At 66.9% G+C, this 16,518-nt stretch carries 14 protein-coding genes and 1 pseudogene; 11 read left to right on the forward strand and 4 right to left on the reverse strand.

Annotation, left to right across the window (positions count from 1 at the left end):
• Positions 1-3: 3 nt before the first annotated feature.
• Genes ACVW17_RS04470 through ACVW17_RS04480 form a run of 3 tightly spaced genes read left to right on the forward strand, consistent with a single transcriptional unit; the run spans position 4 to position 1,886 of the window.
• Positions 4-609, forward strand: a complete 606-nt coding sequence (locus ACVW17_RS04470) for a TetR/AcrR family transcriptional regulator (RefSeq protein WP_456750822.1) — start codon at positions 4-6, stop codon at positions 607-609.
• A 13-nt stretch (positions 610-622) separates the two neighbouring features.
• Positions 623-1,396 carry a sulfite exporter TauE/SafE family protein gene (locus tag ACVW17_RS04475; protein WP_456750823.1) on the forward strand — a complete coding sequence of 258 codons (774 nt, stop codon included), beginning with the start codon at positions 623-625 and terminating at the stop codon, positions 1,394-1,396.
• Between the two features lie 34 nt (positions 1,397-1,430).
• Complete coding sequence (locus tag ACVW17_RS04480) at positions 1,431-1,886, forward strand: DUF1801 domain-containing protein (RefSeq protein ID WP_456750824.1); 456 nt, start codon at positions 1,431-1,433, stop codon at positions 1,884-1,886.
• Positions 1,887-1,995: 109 nt separating this feature from the next.
• Here ACVW17_RS04480 and ACVW17_RS04485 read toward each other — a convergent pair whose 3' ends face one another.
• The gene (locus ACVW17_RS04485; RefSeq protein WP_456756339.1) at positions 1,996-4,200 is read right to left on the reverse strand and encodes a putative bifunctional diguanylate cyclase/phosphodiesterase; all 2,205 of its coding nucleotides are present in this window, start codon (positions 4,198-4,200) and stop codon (positions 1,996-1,998) included.
• Positions 4,201-4,720: 520 nt separating this feature from the next.
• On the opposite strand from ACVW17_RS04485, the gene mepA reads away from it, so the two are divergent.
• From mepA to ACVW17_RS04515, 6 genes are all read left to right on the forward strand, one after another.
• On the forward strand, positions 4,721-5,668 hold the full coding sequence (gene mepA, locus ACVW17_RS04490) for a penicillin-insensitive murein endopeptidase (protein ID WP_456750825.1): 948 nt from the start codon (positions 4,721-4,723) through the stop codon (positions 5,666-5,668).
• Positions 5,669-5,816: 148 nt separating this feature from the next.
• Positions 5,817-6,326 (forward strand): hypothetical protein, encoded by a 510-nt coding sequence (locus ACVW17_RS04495; RefSeq protein WP_456750826.1) that lies wholly within the window; start codon positions 5,817-5,819, stop codon positions 6,324-6,326.
• Positions 6,327-6,548: 222 nt separating this feature from the next.
• Complete coding sequence (modA, locus tag ACVW17_RS04500) at positions 6,549-7,334, forward strand: molybdate ABC transporter substrate-binding protein (protein ID WP_456756340.1); 786 nt, start codon at positions 6,549-6,551, stop codon at positions 7,332-7,334.
• Positions 7,334-8,029 carry a molybdate ABC transporter permease subunit gene (modB, locus tag ACVW17_RS04505; protein ID WP_456750827.1) on the forward strand — a complete coding sequence of 232 codons (696 nt, stop codon included), beginning with the start codon at positions 7,334-7,336 and terminating at the stop codon, positions 8,027-8,029. Before modA ends, modB begins: the two co-directional genes overlap by 1 nt.
• 2 nt (positions 8,030-8,031) lie before the next feature.
• Positions 8,032-8,703, forward strand: a complete 672-nt coding sequence (gene modC / locus ACVW17_RS04510; RefSeq protein ID WP_456750828.1) for a molybdenum ABC transporter ATP-binding protein — start codon at positions 8,032-8,034, stop codon at positions 8,701-8,703.
• 119 nt (positions 8,704-8,822) lie between these two features.
• The gene (locus ACVW17_RS04515; protein ID WP_456750829.1) at positions 8,823-10,055 is read left to right on the forward strand and encodes a hypothetical protein; all 1,233 of its coding nucleotides are present in this window, start codon (positions 8,823-8,825) and stop codon (positions 10,053-10,055) included.
• Positions 10,056-10,062: 7 nt separating this feature from the next.
• Here the strand turns inward: ACVW17_RS04515 and ACVW17_RS04520 are convergent, their stop codons facing one another.
• Complete coding sequence (locus tag ACVW17_RS04520; protein ID WP_456750830.1) at positions 10,063-11,856, reverse strand: potassium/proton antiporter; 1,794 nt, start codon at positions 11,854-11,856, stop codon at positions 10,063-10,065.
• Positions 11,857-12,258: 402 nt separating this feature from the next.
• Between ACVW17_RS04520 and ACVW17_RS04525 the strand changes: the two genes are divergently transcribed.
• Both ACVW17_RS04525 and map read left to right on the forward strand, forming a co-directional pair.
• A complete protein-coding gene (locus ACVW17_RS04525; RefSeq protein WP_456750831.1) occupies positions 12,259-13,575 on the forward strand; it encodes a mechanosensitive ion channel family protein in 1,317 nt (438 codons plus the stop codon).
• Positions 13,576-13,743: 168 nt separating this feature from the next.
• Positions 13,744-14,568 (forward strand): type I methionyl aminopeptidase, encoded by an 825-nt coding sequence (gene map, locus ACVW17_RS04530; RefSeq protein WP_028340441.1) that lies wholly within the window; start codon positions 13,744-13,746, stop codon positions 14,566-14,568.
• A gap of 52 nt (positions 14,569-14,620) precedes the next feature.
• Here map and ACVW17_RS04535 read toward each other — a convergent pair.
• Both ACVW17_RS04535 and ACVW17_RS04540 read right to left on the reverse strand, forming a co-directional pair.
• A pseudogene (locus ACVW17_RS04535) lies at positions 14,621-15,819 on the reverse strand (MFS transporter).
• A gap of 57 nt (positions 15,820-15,876) precedes the next feature.
• Complete coding sequence (locus ACVW17_RS04540) at positions 15,877-16,500, reverse strand: TetR/AcrR family transcriptional regulator (protein WP_456750833.1); 624 nt, start codon at positions 16,498-16,500, stop codon at positions 15,877-15,879.
• Positions 16,501-16,518 lie beyond the last annotated feature (18 nt).

Consider the following 16,518-nt stretch of genomic DNA (forward strand, 5'->3'; position numbering starts at 1 on the left):
ACCATGCCGAAGGTGAAGCCCGAAACACTTGCGATCCGCCGCGAGGAGATATTGCAGGCCGCGGAGATCTGCTTTGCGCGCCAGGGATTTCACCAGACCACGATCCAGGACGTGATCAAGCAGTCCGGGCTCAGCGCCGGCTGCATCTACGGGCATTTTGCCGGCAAGGAGGAACTGATCCAGGCGATCGGCGAAAGCCGCCATGGCCGCGACAGCGCGCTGCTCGCGGTGAAGGACCAATCGGACGACGTGTTGCAGAGCCTGCGGGCGATCGCCCGCGGCTTTCTCGGCGATTTGCAGAAGGAGGAAGGCCTGCGCGCCCGCCGCGTCGCCTTGCAGCTCTGGGCGGAGGCGCTGCGCGACGACGTGGTGCGCGACCAGGTGACGAGCGGCATCCGCCAGCCGATCGCCATGATCGTGGACCTGCTGCGGCGCGGCCAGAAGAGCGGCGCGATCGACCGCAATGTGCAGCCGCGCGGCGCGGCACGGGCGATGGTCGCGATGTTCCAGGGCATCGTGCTGCAACGGTTGTGGGGCGAGACCGTCTCGACCGCGGAGGCCATGCACGCCTTCGACATCTTCCTCGCCGGCCTTGCCGCCAAGCGCTGACGGGGACGCGGCGATGATCCACGACCTCCTGCTCGGCATCGTCACCGGCTTTGCCGGCGGCCTGACCGCAGGCCTGCTCGGCGTCAGCCCCGGCGGCGGACTGGTGGTGTTCTCGGTGTTGCTGCTCGGCGCCGGCCAGCACGTCGCGCAGGGCATCTCGCTGGTCGCACAGGTGCCGCCGACCAGCCTCACCGGCATCAGGCGCTATCGGCAGAGCGGCAACCGCACGCCGCTGCTCTGGATCGTTCTGCTGACTGTCGGCTTCGTCGCCGGCGGCGCGGCCGGTGCGCTCGCCGCCAACCATGTCGCCGAGCCCGCGCTGCGCTGGACTTACGTGGCTTATCTCGTCGCGCTCGACGCGATGCTGATCCTGCGCGGCGGAAACGACCAGAAGGAGCCCGACGGCGCCGGGCGCGACATATCCTCGCCGGCGTTGCTCATCGTCGGGCTGCTGGCGGGCCTGTCGTCGGGCTTTCTCGGCATCGGCGGCGGACTGGCGACCGTGGTCGGACTGAGCGCCGTGCTCGCCGTGCCGCAGCACCAAGCGCAAATGGCGAGCCTCGTGATGTCGCTGATCCCGACCACGATCCCGTCGGCCTGGATTTATTGGAACGAGGGCGCGCTCGCATCCTGGCCGGTGCTGGCAGGCGTGACCGCAGGCCTGCTCGCCGGCACCGATCTCGGCGCCCGCGCCGCCAACCGCATCGATCGCGCGCGGCTGCGCAGCGCCATGATCTTCTTCGTGTCGTTGATGGCGGTCTATCTGACCTTCAAGGCGTTGTGGTAGACAGACGCGACACGTCCTCCCCGCGGAGCCCGCGATGCGCAAGCCGGCAAGATCGCCCAGCAAGGCGACACGACGACCGACGGCAAGATCGGCGGATGCGCTGTTCGACGCCTACCCTGCCCCCGTCAAGACCAGGCTGCTGGCGCTGCGGCGGCTGATCTTCGAGACCGCGAAGGCGACCAAGGGCGTCGGCGCGCTGCAAGAGACGCTGAAATGGGGGCAGCCGAGCTATCTGACGCCGGAGACCGGCAGCGGCAGCACGATCCGGATCGATCAGGTGAAACCTGCGACCGACCAGGTCGCGGTCTACTTCCACTGCCAGACCAATCTGGTCGAGACCTTCCGCGAGCTCTATCCCGAGCTGAGCTACAGCGGCAACCGCGCCATCCTGCTCGATGTCGCCGGCAAGCTGCCGGAGGCCGAGCTGCGCCACTGCGTCGGGTTGGCGCTGACCTATCATTTGCGGCGCAAGGCCGGCGCGGCCAGCTAGTCCACCGTCATTGCGAGCGAAGCGAAGCAATCCATGCTTCCGCGTATGCGGGACGATGGATTGCTTCGTCGCTTCGCTCCTCGCAATGACGGTGATTGCGCCGTGATTCCTACGCCACCAGCGCCGTCGCCACCCGCTGCGCCTTCAAGAGACTGATGACCTCGCCATTCGGCCGCGCGCGGCTGAACAGAAAGCCCTGGCCCTCGTGGCAACCTTCGGCGCGCAGGCAGCTCAGCTCCGCCTCGGTCTCGACGCCCTCGGCGGTGATGGTGACGCCGAGCCCGACGCCGAGGCTGACGATCGAGCGCACGATCGCCTGCGCGTCCGGGTTGGCGCCGAGGTCGCGCACGAAGGACTGGTCGATCTTGATCTTGTCGAACGGGAAGCTGCGCAGATAGCTGAGGCTCGAATAGCCGGTGCCGAAATCGTCCATCGACATCCGCACCCCGAGCGCGCGCAGCGCATGCAGCGTCGCCAGCACCTGGCTGCTCTTCTCGAGCAGTAGCGTCTCGGTGATCTCGAGCTCGAGCCGCCGCGCCGGCAGGCCGGATTGCCGCAGCGCGTCGGTGACCAGCGCCAGCAGATTGCCGGTGCGGAATTGCAGCGGCGACAGATTGACCGCGACGCGCACGTCATCGGGCCATTGCGCCGCGTCCATGCAGGCGCGATGCAGCATCAGCGAACCCAGTGGATTGATCAGGCCGGTCTCCTCGGCCACCGGGATGAATTCGCCCGGCGAGATCATGCCGCGCTCCGGATGCGGCCAGCGCACCAGCGCCTCGAAGCCGGTGATGCGCCCGCTCGCAAGATCGACCAGCGGCTGGTAATAGGGTTGCAGGCCTTCGTTCTGGATCGCATCGCGCAGATCGATCTCGATCTTGCGGCGGCTCTGCGCCCGCGCATCCATCTCCGCCTCGAAGAACGAGAAGGTGCCGCGGAATTCGCTCTTCGCGCGCGACAGGGCCATGTCGGCACTCTTCAGCAGCTTTTCGGAATCCTCGCCGTCGCCGGGCGACATCGCAATCCCGATGCTGGCACCGACCACCACCGAATGCCCATCGAGCAGATAGGGCTCGCCGATCGCATCGAGAATCCGCCGCGCCAGCAGCACGGCGTCCTCGGGACGCATCACGCCGCCCTGCACGATGGTGAACTCATCGGAGTTGAGGCGGGCCAGCGCGTCTTCCTCGCGCAGCGTCGAGCGCAGCCGCTTGGCGACGGCGCGCAGCAGCTTGTCGCCGATGCCGTGGCCGAGCGTGTCGTTGACCGCCTTGAAATTGTCGAGGCCGAGCATCAGCACCGCGACCTTGTCGGTCGAGCGGCGGGTGTGCTGCAGCATGTCCTCCATCTGCTGGCGCAGCAGATTGCGGTTCGGCAGGCCGGTCAGGCTGTCGTGCTGGGCCATGAAGGCGAGCCGCGCCTCGGCGCGCTTGCGCTCGGTGATGTCCATCAGCGCCAGCAGCATCGCCGGCTGATCGCCATGCATCAGCTGGCGCGAATAGATCGCCAGATCGATCAGCGTGCCGTCGGCACGCACGTGCTTCCAAGTCCGCGCGGCCTGCTCGTCGCTGCTGCGGCCGGCGGCCCAGGGCAGCTCGGCATCGAACGCCTGCAGGCTCCTGATCGTCATCTTCTCGAATTCGGCACGCACATAACCATAATGCGCGATCGCGGCGTCGTTGACCGCAAGGATCCGCTCGCCATCGAGCGCGCACAGGATCATCGGCACCGGATTGCCGTCGAACAGCAGGCGGAACGAGGCCTCGCGCTGCTTCAGCTCGGTGATGTCGACGCGCAGCCCGACGATGCCGCCATCCGAGGTCAAGCGCTCCTCGATCAGCACCACGCGGCCATCGGCCAGCACCTGCTCGTGCCGCTCGCCCGGCTGGTACATCTTCCTGAGCCGTTCGGCGATCCACTCTTCCTCGCGCCCGATGGCCTCGGGATAGTCGCCGCGCGCGACGCCGACGCGGATGGTATCCTCGAGACGCGCACCGTGCTCGAACAGGTCGGAGCTGCGCTTGTAGATTTCCGCGTATTTCTTGTTCCAGAGCAGATAGCGGCCTTCGGAGTCCAGGAACACGATGCCTTGCGGCAGGATGTCGACCGCCTCGCGCAGCCGCGCATTGGACTTGCGCGCGTCGGCGATCGCGGCCTCGGCCTGCGCGCGCTGGCGCACCAGCTCACCGATCTCGGCAGCGGCGCGGCGCGAACTGCCCGACACTCTCAGCATCGGCTTGGGCCGGCGGCCCGGCGGGCCTGACAATCTGGCCTGTTTTGGTTTCTTGATCTTCTTCGGCCGCATCATCGGCATCGCACGCCCCACGCGCATTCCAGTTCGGCGGCATTTCTGCGATAAGTCTCTGAAAAATTGGTATCTCTTGGCCATCCCTTGGCGGTCTCTTGGCGAAGAGCCGCGCTGGATGAGAATCGCCGGTCATGCCTGCTTTGCAGGCGAATCCGCGTATCGCGCGCCTTGCCACGGCCGTGCAGGCGGCAAGCTGCGCCGATTTGCTGCGTGGAAGCGCCGGAGCGTGGTGAAGGAAGCGTAAACCGGCGCGGGACTGCACAACGAATGCGCGGACGCGCATCAATGTTTGCCAGCGTGGGACAGGGTTATCGCGAGGTAAAGGCGCGACGAGCTAGTTGGTGATCTCGATGCTGGGACGATTTATCGATGTGAACGGCGACGTCGGCGCGCGCCGGAGAGAGTGCCAGTGTCGACGCAGCAATCGCGGCGGCAATCCGCCCTGTGGGCGATCAAGCAATTGGGATGAGCGCGCGGTTCGTCGCGCGCGAATCCATGTTAGCCTTGCCCGGACAGAGTGATCCGAATGACACCCCGCCTGCGTCTGATCCCGCTCCTGATCCTAGCCCTCGCCGCCTGCACCGTCTCCGCGCGGGCGCAGGACAAGGGCTCGCTCAATCCGCAGCCATTGCCGCCGCTCGCTAACCCCAACGATCCAAAGATCGGGGCGAAGCAGCTGTTCGCGCGCAAGGTGCTGCCGGCGGCGATGCCGACGCAATCGATCGGCGGTTACACCAAGGGCTGTCTCGCCGGCGCGGCGCAGATGCCGCTCAACGGCGATACCTGGCAGGTGATGCGCCTGTCGCGCAACCGCTACTGGGGTCACCCCGACATGATCGCGCTGTTGAAGCGGCTTGCGGCCAACGCGCACAGGGACGCCGGCTGGCCCGGCATCCTGGTCGGCGATATCGGCCAGCCGCGCGGCGGCCCGGCCCTGTCCGGTCATGCCAGTCACCAGATCGGGCTCGACGCCGACATCTGGCTGACGCCGATGCCGGATCGCAAACTGTCGCGCGAGGACCGCGAGGAGATGTCGGCGGTGATGATGGTGCGAGATGACCGTCTCGATGTCGATCCGCGTGTCTTCACACCGGGTCATGTGCTGGTTCTCCGCGACGCCGCGCGGGAGCCGGCGGTGCAGCGCATCTTCGTCAACCCGGCGATCAAGAAGGCACTGTGCCGCGAGGCCAAGGGCGACCGCAGCTGGCTGTCGAAGATCCGGCCGTGGTGGGGCCACGACTACCACTTCCACATCCGCATGCGCTGTCCGCCCGGCAGCCCGGCCTGCGAGGCACAGAAACCGCAAGCGGAAGGCGAAGGCTGCAAGCCGTCCGATCTCGCGTTCTGGTTCAAGGATTCGGTGCTGCATCCGAAGCCGCCGCCGAAGCCGCCGAAACCGCGCCCGCCGATGACGCTGGCGCAGATGCCGGCGGCCTGCAAGACGGTGCTCAATGCACCAGACGCCAAACCATAACATCCAAGGCAATAACATCTTCGTCAGGCGGCTATGCCGGCCGGCGCGAACTGCGCTATGATCTGACGTCGGCGCGCCGTAAGCGCGCGCGAGCGATCGATCGGGGCCACTGATCACTATCATCCGCCACAATTGCATTGGACCAGACATGCGCACATCGCTCCTCGCCGCATCGCTGCTGCTCGTCTCAGTTCCCGCTTTCGCCGCGGAGGAGCCGAGCGGCTGCGACAAGTTCAAATGGTCGATCGACCGCGCCCGCACAGCGCTTACCGCGCCCGATCGTGCCAGGCTTGCCTCGGGCAGCGAGCAGACCGCATTGCCGTCGACCGCCATCACGCTGGCGCTGGTTGCGCCCGCCGATGCCAAATTGCCGTCGCCGCCGGAGCGCGCGCCGAAGGACGGCACCTTCGCCGGGTTCACCAGCTTCAAGGCTGCGCCGAAGGCCGGGCTCTATACCGTCAGCCTCTCGGCCGGCGCCTGGGTCGACCTGGTGCAGGACGGCCATTTCCTGAAGCCGAAGGCGTTCAGCGGCGCGACCGATTGCGACGGCATCCGCAAGACCATGAAGTACGACCTCGCCGCCAGCCCCTTCGTGCTGCAGGTCAGCGGTGCAAAGGAGAATTCGCTGTCGATCGCGATCCAGCCGGCGGATCAATAGCAGGATCGGTTAGACAAACAGTCGCCTTTACCGTAAGCCCCGGCCTGCTATGTTTGCAGTGCGATATCCCCGAGGACCGTAAGTCCGTCGGGGACCAGCGGAACAGCGCTTCCGTCCGTCGCAGGCCAGACCCCACTCAACGCCTGATTTGCGCGTGCATGTTCGCGCGCGAATTTGCTCGGAGCGCTTTCCATGTCACGACTTTCAGTTTCAAGGCTTGCAATTTCAAGGCTCGCCGGACTTCTCACTGCCTTCATCATCCTGCTCGGCGCGATCCAGTCGCCCGCGAAGGCCGAGGACAAGACGCTCACCGTGTTCGCCGCGGCCTCGATGAAGAACGCGCTCGACGACATCGATGCAGCCTACACCGCCAAGACCGGCGTCAAGATCAGCGCCAGCTATGCCGCGAGCTCGGCACTGGCAAAACAGATCGAGCAGGGCGCGCCGGCTGACGTCTTCGTGTCCGCCGACACCGATTGGATGGACTATGCGATCAAGCAGAAGACCATCAACGAGCCGACCCGGGTCAACCTGCTCGGCAACTCGATCGTGCTGATCGCGCCGAAGGATTCCATGATCGGCAGTGTCAACATCGGCCCGGGGTTCGATCTCGCCAAGCTCGCCGGCGACGGCAAGATCGCAACCGGCGACGTCAAGGCGGTGCCGGTCGGCAAATACGCCAAGGCGGCGCTCGAGAAGCTCGGTGCCTGGCAGGCGGCGGAGCCGAAATTCGCGATGGCCGAGAGCGTGCGCGCGGCATTGACACTGGTGGCGCGCGGCGAGGCCGTGCTCGGCATCGTCTATTCGACCGACGCCAAGGTCGAGCCCGGAGTCAAGATCGTCGGCACCTTCCCGGCCGACACCCATCCCGCCATCATCTATCCGGTCGCGGCGACCACGACAGCCAAGCCTGAGACATCAGAGTATCTCGCCTTCCTGCGCTCGTCCGCGGCGAAGACGATCCTCGAGAAGTACGGCTTCAAGTTCCTGGTCAGCCCGACGACCTGATGTTCGAGATCTCGCCGACCGAATGGACGGCGATCCTGCTGTCGCTGCGGGTCGCGGTCATTGCAACGCTGGTGGCGACCCCGTTCGGGATCGCGCTCGCCTGGCTGCTGGCGCGGCGCGATTTCTGGGGCAAGTCGCTGCTCGATGCCGCCGTGCATCTGCCGCTGGTGCTGCCGCCGGTCGTCACCGGCTATCTGCTGCTTTTGACCTTCGGCAAGCGCGGGCTGGTCGGCGGCTGGCTCGCCGATCATCTCGGCATCGTGTTCGCATTCCGCTGGACCGGTGCGGCGCTCGCCTGCGGCGTGATGTCGTTTCCGCTGCTGGTACGGCCGATCCGGCTCTCGATCGAAGCGGTCGACCGCCGCCTCGAGCAGGCGGCCGAGACGCTCGGCGCCGCCCCCTGGCGGGTGTTCGCGACGGTGACGCTGCCGCTGGCGCTGCCGGGCGTGCTGGCCGGCATGGTGCTCGGCTTTGCCAAGGCGATCGGCGAGTTCGGTGCCACCATCACCTTCGTCTCCAACATCCCCGGCGAGACCCAGACCATCTCGTCGGCGATCTATTCGCTGATCCAGACGCCGGACGGCGACACGGCCGCGGCGCGGCTCGTGATCATCTCGATCGTGCTCGCGGTCGGCGCACTGATCGCCGCGGAAGTGTTCGCACGCCGCGCCACCGCACGGCTGCATGGGCAATAGCGATGCTGCGCGTCGACATCAAAAAGCAGCTCGGCGAGTTCTCGCTCGCGGCATCGTTCACCAGCGAGGGCCGCGTCACCGGCCTGTTCGGCGCGTCCGGCTCCGGCAAGACCTCGCTGATCAACACCATCGCAGGGCTGGTGCGCCCCGATCGCGGCACCATCGTGATCGATGGCGAGACCGTCGACGATACCGCCGCCAGCATCCACGTCCCGACCTGGCGCCGCCGGATCGGCTACGTGTTCCAGGACGCGCGGCTGTTTCCGCATCTCGATATCCGCCAGAACCTCGAATACGGCCGCCGCATGAACGGCCTCATCGAGGATCGCGCGCAGCACAAGCGCGTCGTCGATCTGCTCGACATCGGCGCCCTGCTCGACCGCCGTCCCGGCAAGCTCTCCGGCGGCGAGCGGCAGCGCGTCGCGCTCGGCCGGGCGCTGCTGTCCAAACCGCGGCTGTTGCTGCTGGACGAGCCGCTGGGCGCGCTCGACGAAAGCCGCAAGCTCGAGATCCTGCCCTATCTGGTCCGGCTGCGCGACGAGGCCGGCGTGCCCATGGTCTATGTCAGCCACGACGCCGCCGAGTTGCGCCAGCTCGCCACCCAGATCGTGATGCTGCGCCGGGGTCAGGTGACCGCATTCGGCGGTGTCAAGGTGTTGACGTCGGGCGCCTAGGCCCACTCCGCTCGAAAAGGCTCAGCTGGCCGTTTTTCCGAAAGTCGGCATAAGATAGCCCATCTTGCCTGCTAGGCCCACGTCGGGACCTCCCGATCGGGCGTGGGGAAAGGTGCATCGTGCGACTGACTGGCTGGGTATTGCTGCTGATCGGCGGACTGTTGTGCGCCACGATTTCGTGGGCTGCGCTCGGCTTCCTGCTGATGGGCGTTGGCCTGATCTCGCTCCAGGTCGCCGAGCGGCGCCGGCGCGAGGCCGACGACCCGGTGCCGGCCGGCGCCGGCGGATTTACCCCGCCCCGCCTCAGCGCCGGGCTGCAGCCGCCGACCTTCGACCCCGTCACCGGCCAGGACACCGGACCCCAGCGCCAACCGCGCCGGGTGGCCTGGCCCGACAATAAGGGGGACGCGCCCTACGACCGGCAGACCTGGCGCCGGCTGGTCGAGAGCGACCCCGATCTGGCCCAGCTCGCCAGGGTGCTCGCCGATTACGGCCCGCAATATGTCGATGAGCTGGCCGCCAGCTATCTCGCCGCCCCCGACAAGAGCCGCCTCGGAGCGATCGTCGACGGCATCATCGCGCGCGCTCGCGACGGCCAGACGGCTCCTCCGCCCGCGCCGGTCGAAGCACCGCGGCCGGAGCGGCCCGAGCCAAAGCCGGCGGCCGCCCCCGCCGCCAGGCCGGCGACTCCGCCGGGCAATCCCGCCGATGCGCTGGAAGCGTCCCTGCTCGGTGCGGTCGAGGAGGCTTCCGCCAGGGTTGCCGCCGAACGCGCCGGTCTCTTCAAGTCGGCCAGGGAATCGAACAAGGAGCCCGGCAAGGCCACCGACAGCCGTCCGGCGACGGCGAGCCAGCGCGAACCGCTGTTCGGGCGCGCAGCCCGGGACGTGAAGCCGGACGCGCCATCGCCGCCGGTGTCCGCCGTGCCACTGCCGATACCGGCTGCACCGCCGCCAATGCCGCCTGAAACTCCCGCTGACCTCGAAGCATCGCTGATCGCGGCCGTCAGCGAGGCCGCAGCCCGGCGGGCGGACGCATCCAAGCCTCCACCGGTGCCAATGCCGTCGGCGAAGCCCGAGCCCGAGATCCCCTCCCCGCCGAAGCCCGCTACCACGGCGTCACCGCCGCCGGCGCCACCTCCGCCCGCCAACACGGCGCCTGCCAAGATGGAACCTGCCAAGACAGCATCCGACAATCTCGACGAAACGCTGCTCGCGGCGCTGGCCGAGATCTCCGGCCAGAAGAAGTTCAAGGACGAGCCGGCTGCGAAGGACCCCGGCCCGCCCGACGACGGCCTGTCCGACATGATCAAGAAATTCGCCCCGGATTCGAACTTCCTGCGCAAGCAGTGAGGCCGGCTCAGACCCCTGCCACCGACGCCCAGATATCGGCGAGCTTGCGCCGCACGATCTGCATCCGCGTTTGCGGCGCGACCTTCTCCTCTTCCTCGGGCAGGCGCAGGCCGACGACATTGACGCGGCCGCCGCTGATGCTGCGCGCCACCAGCACGATCTCATCGAGCGCAAGCTCGGCGCCTTCCTTCGGCGCGCGGTCGAGATTGATGTCGAAATAGTCCGCCAGCGTCAGCTTGGCCTGCTGCTCGTCGACCTTGACGCCGTAGATCTCGGCGAGCTCGCCCAGCGTATGCTCCGCCGACACCATGAAGTCACCGAGCAGATGCGGATCGGGCGCGCTCGACGGCGCCATATCGACGAAGAAGCGATCGAGCGCCTCGGCGCGCTCCGGCGGCGCCAGCAGGTAGATATAGTCGCCGGGCGCGACCGGATCGGCTTCGACAGGCGTCAGTATCCGCTCGTCGCGGATCACCAGGGTCGGCTTCGACCAGGACGGGATCAGGCCGCGGCGGAAATACAGGCTCTTCGGCCGTACCGGATAGCCGACCAGCTGTTGCTCGAGCTGGCCGGGCAGATCGAGCTCGACGCGGCGCGGGCCGCGCTCGGTGCGCGGCAGCGCGACATGCAGCTTCCGCGCCGCCGGCGCCAGCGTCCAGCCCTGCAACAGCAGCGAGATGATGACGACGACGAAGGCGACGTCGAAATAGAGATAGGCCTTCGACAGGCCGACCAGCATCGGGATCGAGGCGAGGAAGATCGCGACCGCGCCGCGCAAGCCGGTCCAGGCGATGAAGACCTTCTCCCGCCAGTTGAACTTGAACGGCGCGAGGCAAATCAGCACCGCCAGCGGCCGCGCCACCAGCATCAGCGCGAACGCGACCAGCACCGCGCCGCCGGCGCTGGAGAGCAGCCGATGCGGCGAGACCAAGAGGCCGAGCAGCACGAACATCACGATCTGCGCCAGCCAGGTCGCGGCGTCGAGGAACGTCACCACCGAATTATGGGCGCGGGTCGGCCGGTTGCCGATGATGATACCGGCGAGATAGACCGCGAGGAACCCCGAGGCATGCACGATCTGCGAGCCGCCAAAGATCACCAGCGCGGCTGTGGTGACGAACGGCGCATGCAGCCCCTGCGGCAGCGCCACGTAATTCAGCGCAATCACCACCAGCCGGCCGCCGATCACCCCGATGATGGCGCCCAGCACCGCCTCCTGGATGAACTCCAGTGCGATATGCGAGGCCGAGCTCTGGCCGATCGAGATGAACTCGACCAGCATCAAGGTGAGGAAGATCGCGAACGGATCGTTGGTGCCGGACTCCGCCTCCAGCGTGGCGCCGACGCGCGGGCGCAGGCGCAGGCCCTGGGTATGCACCAGCAGGAACACCGCCGCGGCATCGGTCGAGGCCACGACGGCGCCGACCAGGAGCGACTCGGTCCAGTTGAGGTCGAGCACATAGCGGGCGACTGGCGCCGTGATCAGCGCGGTCAACAGCACGCCGGTGGTCGCCAGCATCATCGAGGGCGCCAGCACGGTGCGGATGCTGGCAAACCGCGTCTTCAGTCCGCCGTCGAACAGGATCAGCGCCAGCGCCACCGAGCCGACCAGATAGGTGGTGCGGACGTCGTCGAACTGGAGGTGGCCGGGCCCGGCGTCGCCCGCCAGCATGCCGACCAGCAAGAACACCAGTAGCAGGGGGGCGCCGAACCGCAACGCCAGCAGGCTCGAGAGGATGCCAGCCATCACCAGCACGGCGCCGAGCAGGATCGCTATACTGACAGAGTCGAGGGATGCCATGCGCCTTTGGAGGTCTCAAGGACTTGGGAGGTCTCAAATACTTGCAATTGCATCCTTATCGTCGCCACACTGGGACGCCAACCGATTTCTGCCATGAGCGGCAATGTGCCCGATCCCGTGAGCTCCCGGTGTTTGCGATTCAGTCGGTGTCATTCCGGGGCTCGTGAAGCGAGAACCTCAGGTGCGCAATTGCGCACCGGGGAATCTCGATCCACGACCTCTAGATTCCGGGTTCGCGACTCCGTCGCGCCCCGGAATGACGGATGGACCGTGAGAGAGACACAACACTAGGTCGCCCCGACACTGTGGTGTATCGATGGTCGCGTGCGCGCCGATGTGGGATTCTGCGCGCAGCCTCGAATCACATTTGCCTGACCCGCGCCTCGAGTTGAGACTTTGCCGATGGACATGAGCTGGAAGGACGTCCTGGAATCGATTCAATTGGCGGCGCGCTCGGTCGGCGCCGAGGTCGCCTCGCCCTGGTTCTATCTGCAATTCGGCATCATCCTCGCCGCCGCGGGCCTCGCCTACGCCGCCGATACCGCGATCCATGCACGGGTCAACATGGCGTCGCTGGCGATGCGCTGGCCGCTGCCGCTCCGGCATTTCGTCCGCGTGGTGGTGGCGAGCGCCTCCACCGCTGTGTTCGCGGTACTGATGGTGATCTCGCGCATCGTGATGTGGCACGCCACCTGGCCGAGCCGCAGCTACCTGATCGCGGTCTCCGCCAAGCTGGCGCTGGCCTGGCTGGTGATCCGGCTCGTCACCTCGGTGATCGACAACGCCTTCATCGTGAAGACGGTGTCGATCTCGGCCTGGGTGGTGGCGGCGCTCAGCATCATCGGCCAGCTCGATTGGGCGGCCGACATGCTGGACTCCTACGCGGTGGTGGTCGGTGGCCTCCGCCTGACCCCGCTATTGCTGCTCAAGGCCGGCGCGCTCCTGATCGTGGCGCTGTGGCTGACCAACCTCGCCGGCAATTTCGCCGAGAGCCGGATCAACCGCGCCACCGACCTGACACCGTCGATCCAGGTGCTGCTGGTCAAGATCATCCGCATCGGGCTGATGGTGCTGGCGATCGTGATCGCGCTCGGCGCGGTCGGCATCAACCTGTCCGCGCTTGCGGTGTTCACCGGTGCGGCCGGCGTCGGCATCGGCCTCGGCTTGCAGAAGATCGTCGCCAACTTCGTCAGCGGGCTGATCCTCCTGGTCGACAAATCGGTGAAGCCCGGCGACCTGGTCACGATCGGGGACAATTCGGGCCGCATCAGCGCGATGAAGACCCGCTACATCTCGGTGGCTGCCGGCGACGGCCGCGAGTTCCTGATCCCGAACGAGGATCTGGTGACGCAGAAGGTCACCAACTGGACCTACACCGACAAGAACACGCTGGTGAAGATCGCCTTCGCCACCAATTACGATGCCAATCCGCGGCAGGTCTGCAAGCTCGGGATCGCGACCGCCGCAGCCCATCCGCGCGCCACCAAGGGCCGGACGCCGAACTGCATCCTGACCGAGTTCGCCGAGGCCGGAATGAAGTTCTCTTTGACCTTCTGGATCGCCGACCCCGACGGCATGGACAATGTGAAGAGCGACGTCATGCTGGCGCTATGGGATGCCTTCAAGCAGGACGGCATCAAGGTCCCCTATCCGGTGCGGGAACTCCGCATCCGCGGCGGGGCGCTGCCGGTCGAAAGCGTGGTCGAGGTCACCAGCTAGCGTTTGCACGATCTTTCGGACGGCCGGCCGACGCCTTTTTTCGGAATTCGCCGGGAAATCAGGCCGGTTTGGACATTGTCCCCATGCCCAGGCTTGGCTTGCGCCGGGCGCGCCGATCATTAAATTAGAGCCTGAAATCAGCCCCTTGCCCGCAGAAACATCCCGCCCATGAGCTATATCGACGCCACCGACACCTCGCTTCGCAAGACCGGCCAGATCAAGCTGCACGGGCCGAGCGGCTTTGCCGGCATGCGCAAGGCCGGCGCCCTGGTGTCGAAGTGCCTCGATGCGCTCACCGACATCGTCAAGCCGGGCATCCCGACCTCCGTCATCGACGAGTTCGTCCGCAAGTTCGCCTTCGACCACGGCGCCTATCCGGCGACGCTGATGTATCGCGGCTATCGCTACTCGACCTGCACCTCGATCAATCACGTGGTCTGCCACGGCATGCCGGGCGACCGCCCGCTGAAGGAAGGCGACATCGTCAATGTCGATGTCACCTTCATCGTCGACGGCTGGTACGGCGACTCGAGCCGGATGTATGCGATCGGCGCCATCGCGCGGAAGGCCGAGCGGCTGATCGAGGTGACCTATGAGGCGATGATGCGCGGCATCGCCGCGGTGAAGCCCGGCGCCACCACCGGCGATATCGGCCACGCCATCCAGAGCTTCGTCGAGCCGCAGGGCATGAGTGTGGTGCGCGACTTCTGCGGCCACGGCCTCGGCCGCCTGTTCCACGACGAGCCAAACATCATCCATATCGGCCGCCCCGGCGAAGGCGCGCCGCTCAAGCCCGGCATGTTCTTCACCATCGAGCCGATGATCAATCTCGGCAAGCCGCATGTGAAGATCCTGTCCGACGGCTGGACCGCGGTGACCCGCGACCGCTCGCTGTCGGCGCAGTTCGAGCACTCGGTCGGCGTCACCGCCGACGGCGTCGAGATCTTCACGCTGTCCGAGCGCCATGGCGAGAAGCCGTGGGTGCAGGTTTGATCCGGTTCAGGTGTAACGGGTCGTCGCCTTAGGCGGCAGCGACCCGCAAGTCCTATTTGCTCTCCGTTGCAAGATAAGCGAGCGCACAGAGCGGCAGCACGCCGCCGATTGCGGCCGCAAGCCACCATCCACCCGAGGCATAAGCCCAGCCTCCGATGCCCGAGCCGAGCGCACCGGCGAGGAAGAACGTCGCCATATAAAGCCCGTTGAGGCGGCTGCGCGTCTCCGCGCCGAGCACGAACAGCGCGCGGAAGCCGAGCACGACATTGGCCTGCACGCCAAAATCGATCGCGATCGCCGCGGCGACAAACAGCGCCAGCGACAGGGTCGAACCCGGTTCAACGATCATGGTGAGCGCGAAGCCGATACTCGCCAGCAGCAGCGCCGCTGCCGTGGCCGGACGCGTCCAGCCGCGATCCGCGACGCGCCCCGCAAGCGGCGCCGAGACGACACCGGCCGCGCCGACCAGCGCAAACAGCGCGATGCCCGACTGGGTGAATCGGAAAGCAGGCCCGGCAAGAACCAGCGGCACGGTGGTCCAGAACAGGCTGAACGCCCCAAACAGGCTGGCCTGGTAGAGCGCGCGGCGCTTCAGAACCGGCGTATTGCGGGCGAGGTGCACCATGGAGCGCAGCAGTGCACCGTAGCTCAGGCGCGCTTGCGGCACCCGCGTCGGCAGCGTCAATCGCAGCAGGATCGCAAGCGACACCATCAAGGCGGCCGAGAGCCAGTAGACCATGTGCCAGGACGAGATCGACGCGATGAAGCTTGACGCCGGACGCGCCAGCATCACCCCGATCATCAGACCGCTGGTGACATTGCCGACAACCTGGCCCCGGATGCGCGCGGGCGCCAGATGGCCGGCATAGGAATCAGGATCTGCACGGCGACCGACGAGAAGCCGACCGACAGCGCAGCGGCGAGGAACGGCAGCGGATGCCTCGACAGCGCAGCCGCAGCCAGCGCGACCGCCGCGAGCGCGATCACGGTGGAGACCAGCCGGCGATTCTCGATCAGGTCGCCGAGCGGAACGATCAACAAAAGACCCGCGCCGTAGCCGAGCTGAGTCATGGTCACGAGCAGGCCGGCATGTTCCGGCGACAGGCCGAGGTCCGCTGCGATCGGCCCGGCAAGGGGCTGGGCGTAGTAGATGTTGGCGACAACCAACCCGCAGGACAGCGCCAGCAGGAATGTCAGCCAGGTGGACACCGAATCCGGCTCCGGGCCGGCCTCGGAGGTGATCGTCGTCATGGGGACTCCATTTCGGGAACGTTTATTTCCTAAATAGCCACGAAGCGCGACGGATCGTCATGCCAGCAGCTTCATCGCGATATCGACGGCGGCAGCGGTATCCGCCGGCGCGCGCCCTGATTTGCCGACTACGCGCAGGCCCTGCGTGAGGCAGACCATCAGCCGCGCCGTATCCTCCGGATCGACCCGGCTCGAGATCGATCTGTCCGCCTGCCCCTGCCGGATCAGATCGGCCAGGAACGCCTCGTTGCGCGCCAGCGTGGCGCCGACCCGCGCGGCGACCTCGCGGTCGGCGATGGCGAGCTCGACCGCGCTGCCGACGATCATGCAGCCGCGCCGGCCTTCGATCCCCTTTGCCGAATCGACATAGAAGCCGAGCAGCGCGCGCAGCCGCTCGCGCGCCGGCGCCTGCGTCCGGACAATCGAGGCAACCTGATCGTTGCGCAGCCGCATGTAGCGGTCGAGCGCCGCCAAGAAGACCGCACGCTTGTCCTTGAACGCCTTGTAGATGCTGCCGGACGCCAGCCCCATCGCGCCGGTCAGGTCCTCGATCGAGGTAGCGTTGTAGCCCTGTTCGCGAAACACCCTGATGGCCTTGTCGAGCGCCTGGTCCACGTCGAATTCACGCGGCCGCCCGCGTGGGCGGGCCATCTGCTGCAAGCGCTGGACCATGGCCGTCATTGCCTCTTTTAGGAAGGG

The sequence above is a fragment of the Bradyrhizobium sp. USDA 4473 genome (assembly GCF_054063335.1).

What these genes read in the sequence shown, in the direction of transcription:
- map (WP_028340441.1), top strand. Translation starts at nt 13,744, where the DNA reads ATGAGCTATATCGACGCCACCGACACCTCGCTTCGCAAGACCGGCCAG.
- ACVW17_RS04485 (WP_456756339.1), bottom strand. Translation starts at nt 4,200, where the DNA reads ATGCCGATGATGCGGCCGAAGAAGATCAAGAAACCAAAACAGGCCAGA.
- ACVW17_RS04475 (WP_456750823.1), top strand. Translation starts at nt 623, where the DNA reads ATGATCCACGACCTCCTGCTCGGCATCGTCACCGGCTTTGCCGGCGGC.
- mepA (WP_456750825.1), top strand. Translation starts at nt 4,721, where the DNA reads ATGACACCCCGCCTGCGTCTGATCCCGCTCCTGATCCTAGCCCTCGCC.
- modB (WP_456750827.1), top strand. Translation starts at nt 7,334, where the DNA reads ATGTTCGAGATCTCGCCGACCGAATGGACGGCGATCCTGCTGTCGCTG.
- ACVW17_RS04470 (WP_456750822.1), top strand. Translation starts at nt 4, where the DNA reads ATGCCGAAGGTGAAGCCCGAAACACTTGCGATCCGCCGCGAGGAGATA.
- ACVW17_RS04540 (WP_456750833.1), bottom strand. Translation starts at nt 16,500, where the DNA reads ATGACGGCCATGGTCCAGCGCTTGCAGCAGATGGCCCGCCCACGCGGG.
- modC (WP_456750828.1), top strand. Translation starts at nt 8,032, where the DNA reads ATGCTGCGCGTCGACATCAAAAAGCAGCTCGGCGAGTTCTCGCTCGCG.
- ACVW17_RS04520 (WP_456750830.1), bottom strand. Translation starts at nt 11,856, where the DNA reads ATGGCATCCCTCGACTCTGTCAGTATAGCGATCCTGCTCGGCGCCGTG.
- ACVW17_RS04480 (WP_456750824.1), top strand. Translation starts at nt 1,431, where the DNA reads ATGCGCAAGCCGGCAAGATCGCCCAGCAAGGCGACACGACGACCGACG.
- ACVW17_RS04525 (WP_456750831.1), top strand. Translation starts at nt 12,259, where the DNA reads ATGGACATGAGCTGGAAGGACGTCCTGGAATCGATTCAATTGGCGGCG.
- ACVW17_RS04495 (WP_456750826.1), top strand. Translation starts at nt 5,817, where the DNA reads ATGCGCACATCGCTCCTCGCCGCATCGCTGCTGCTCGTCTCAGTTCCC.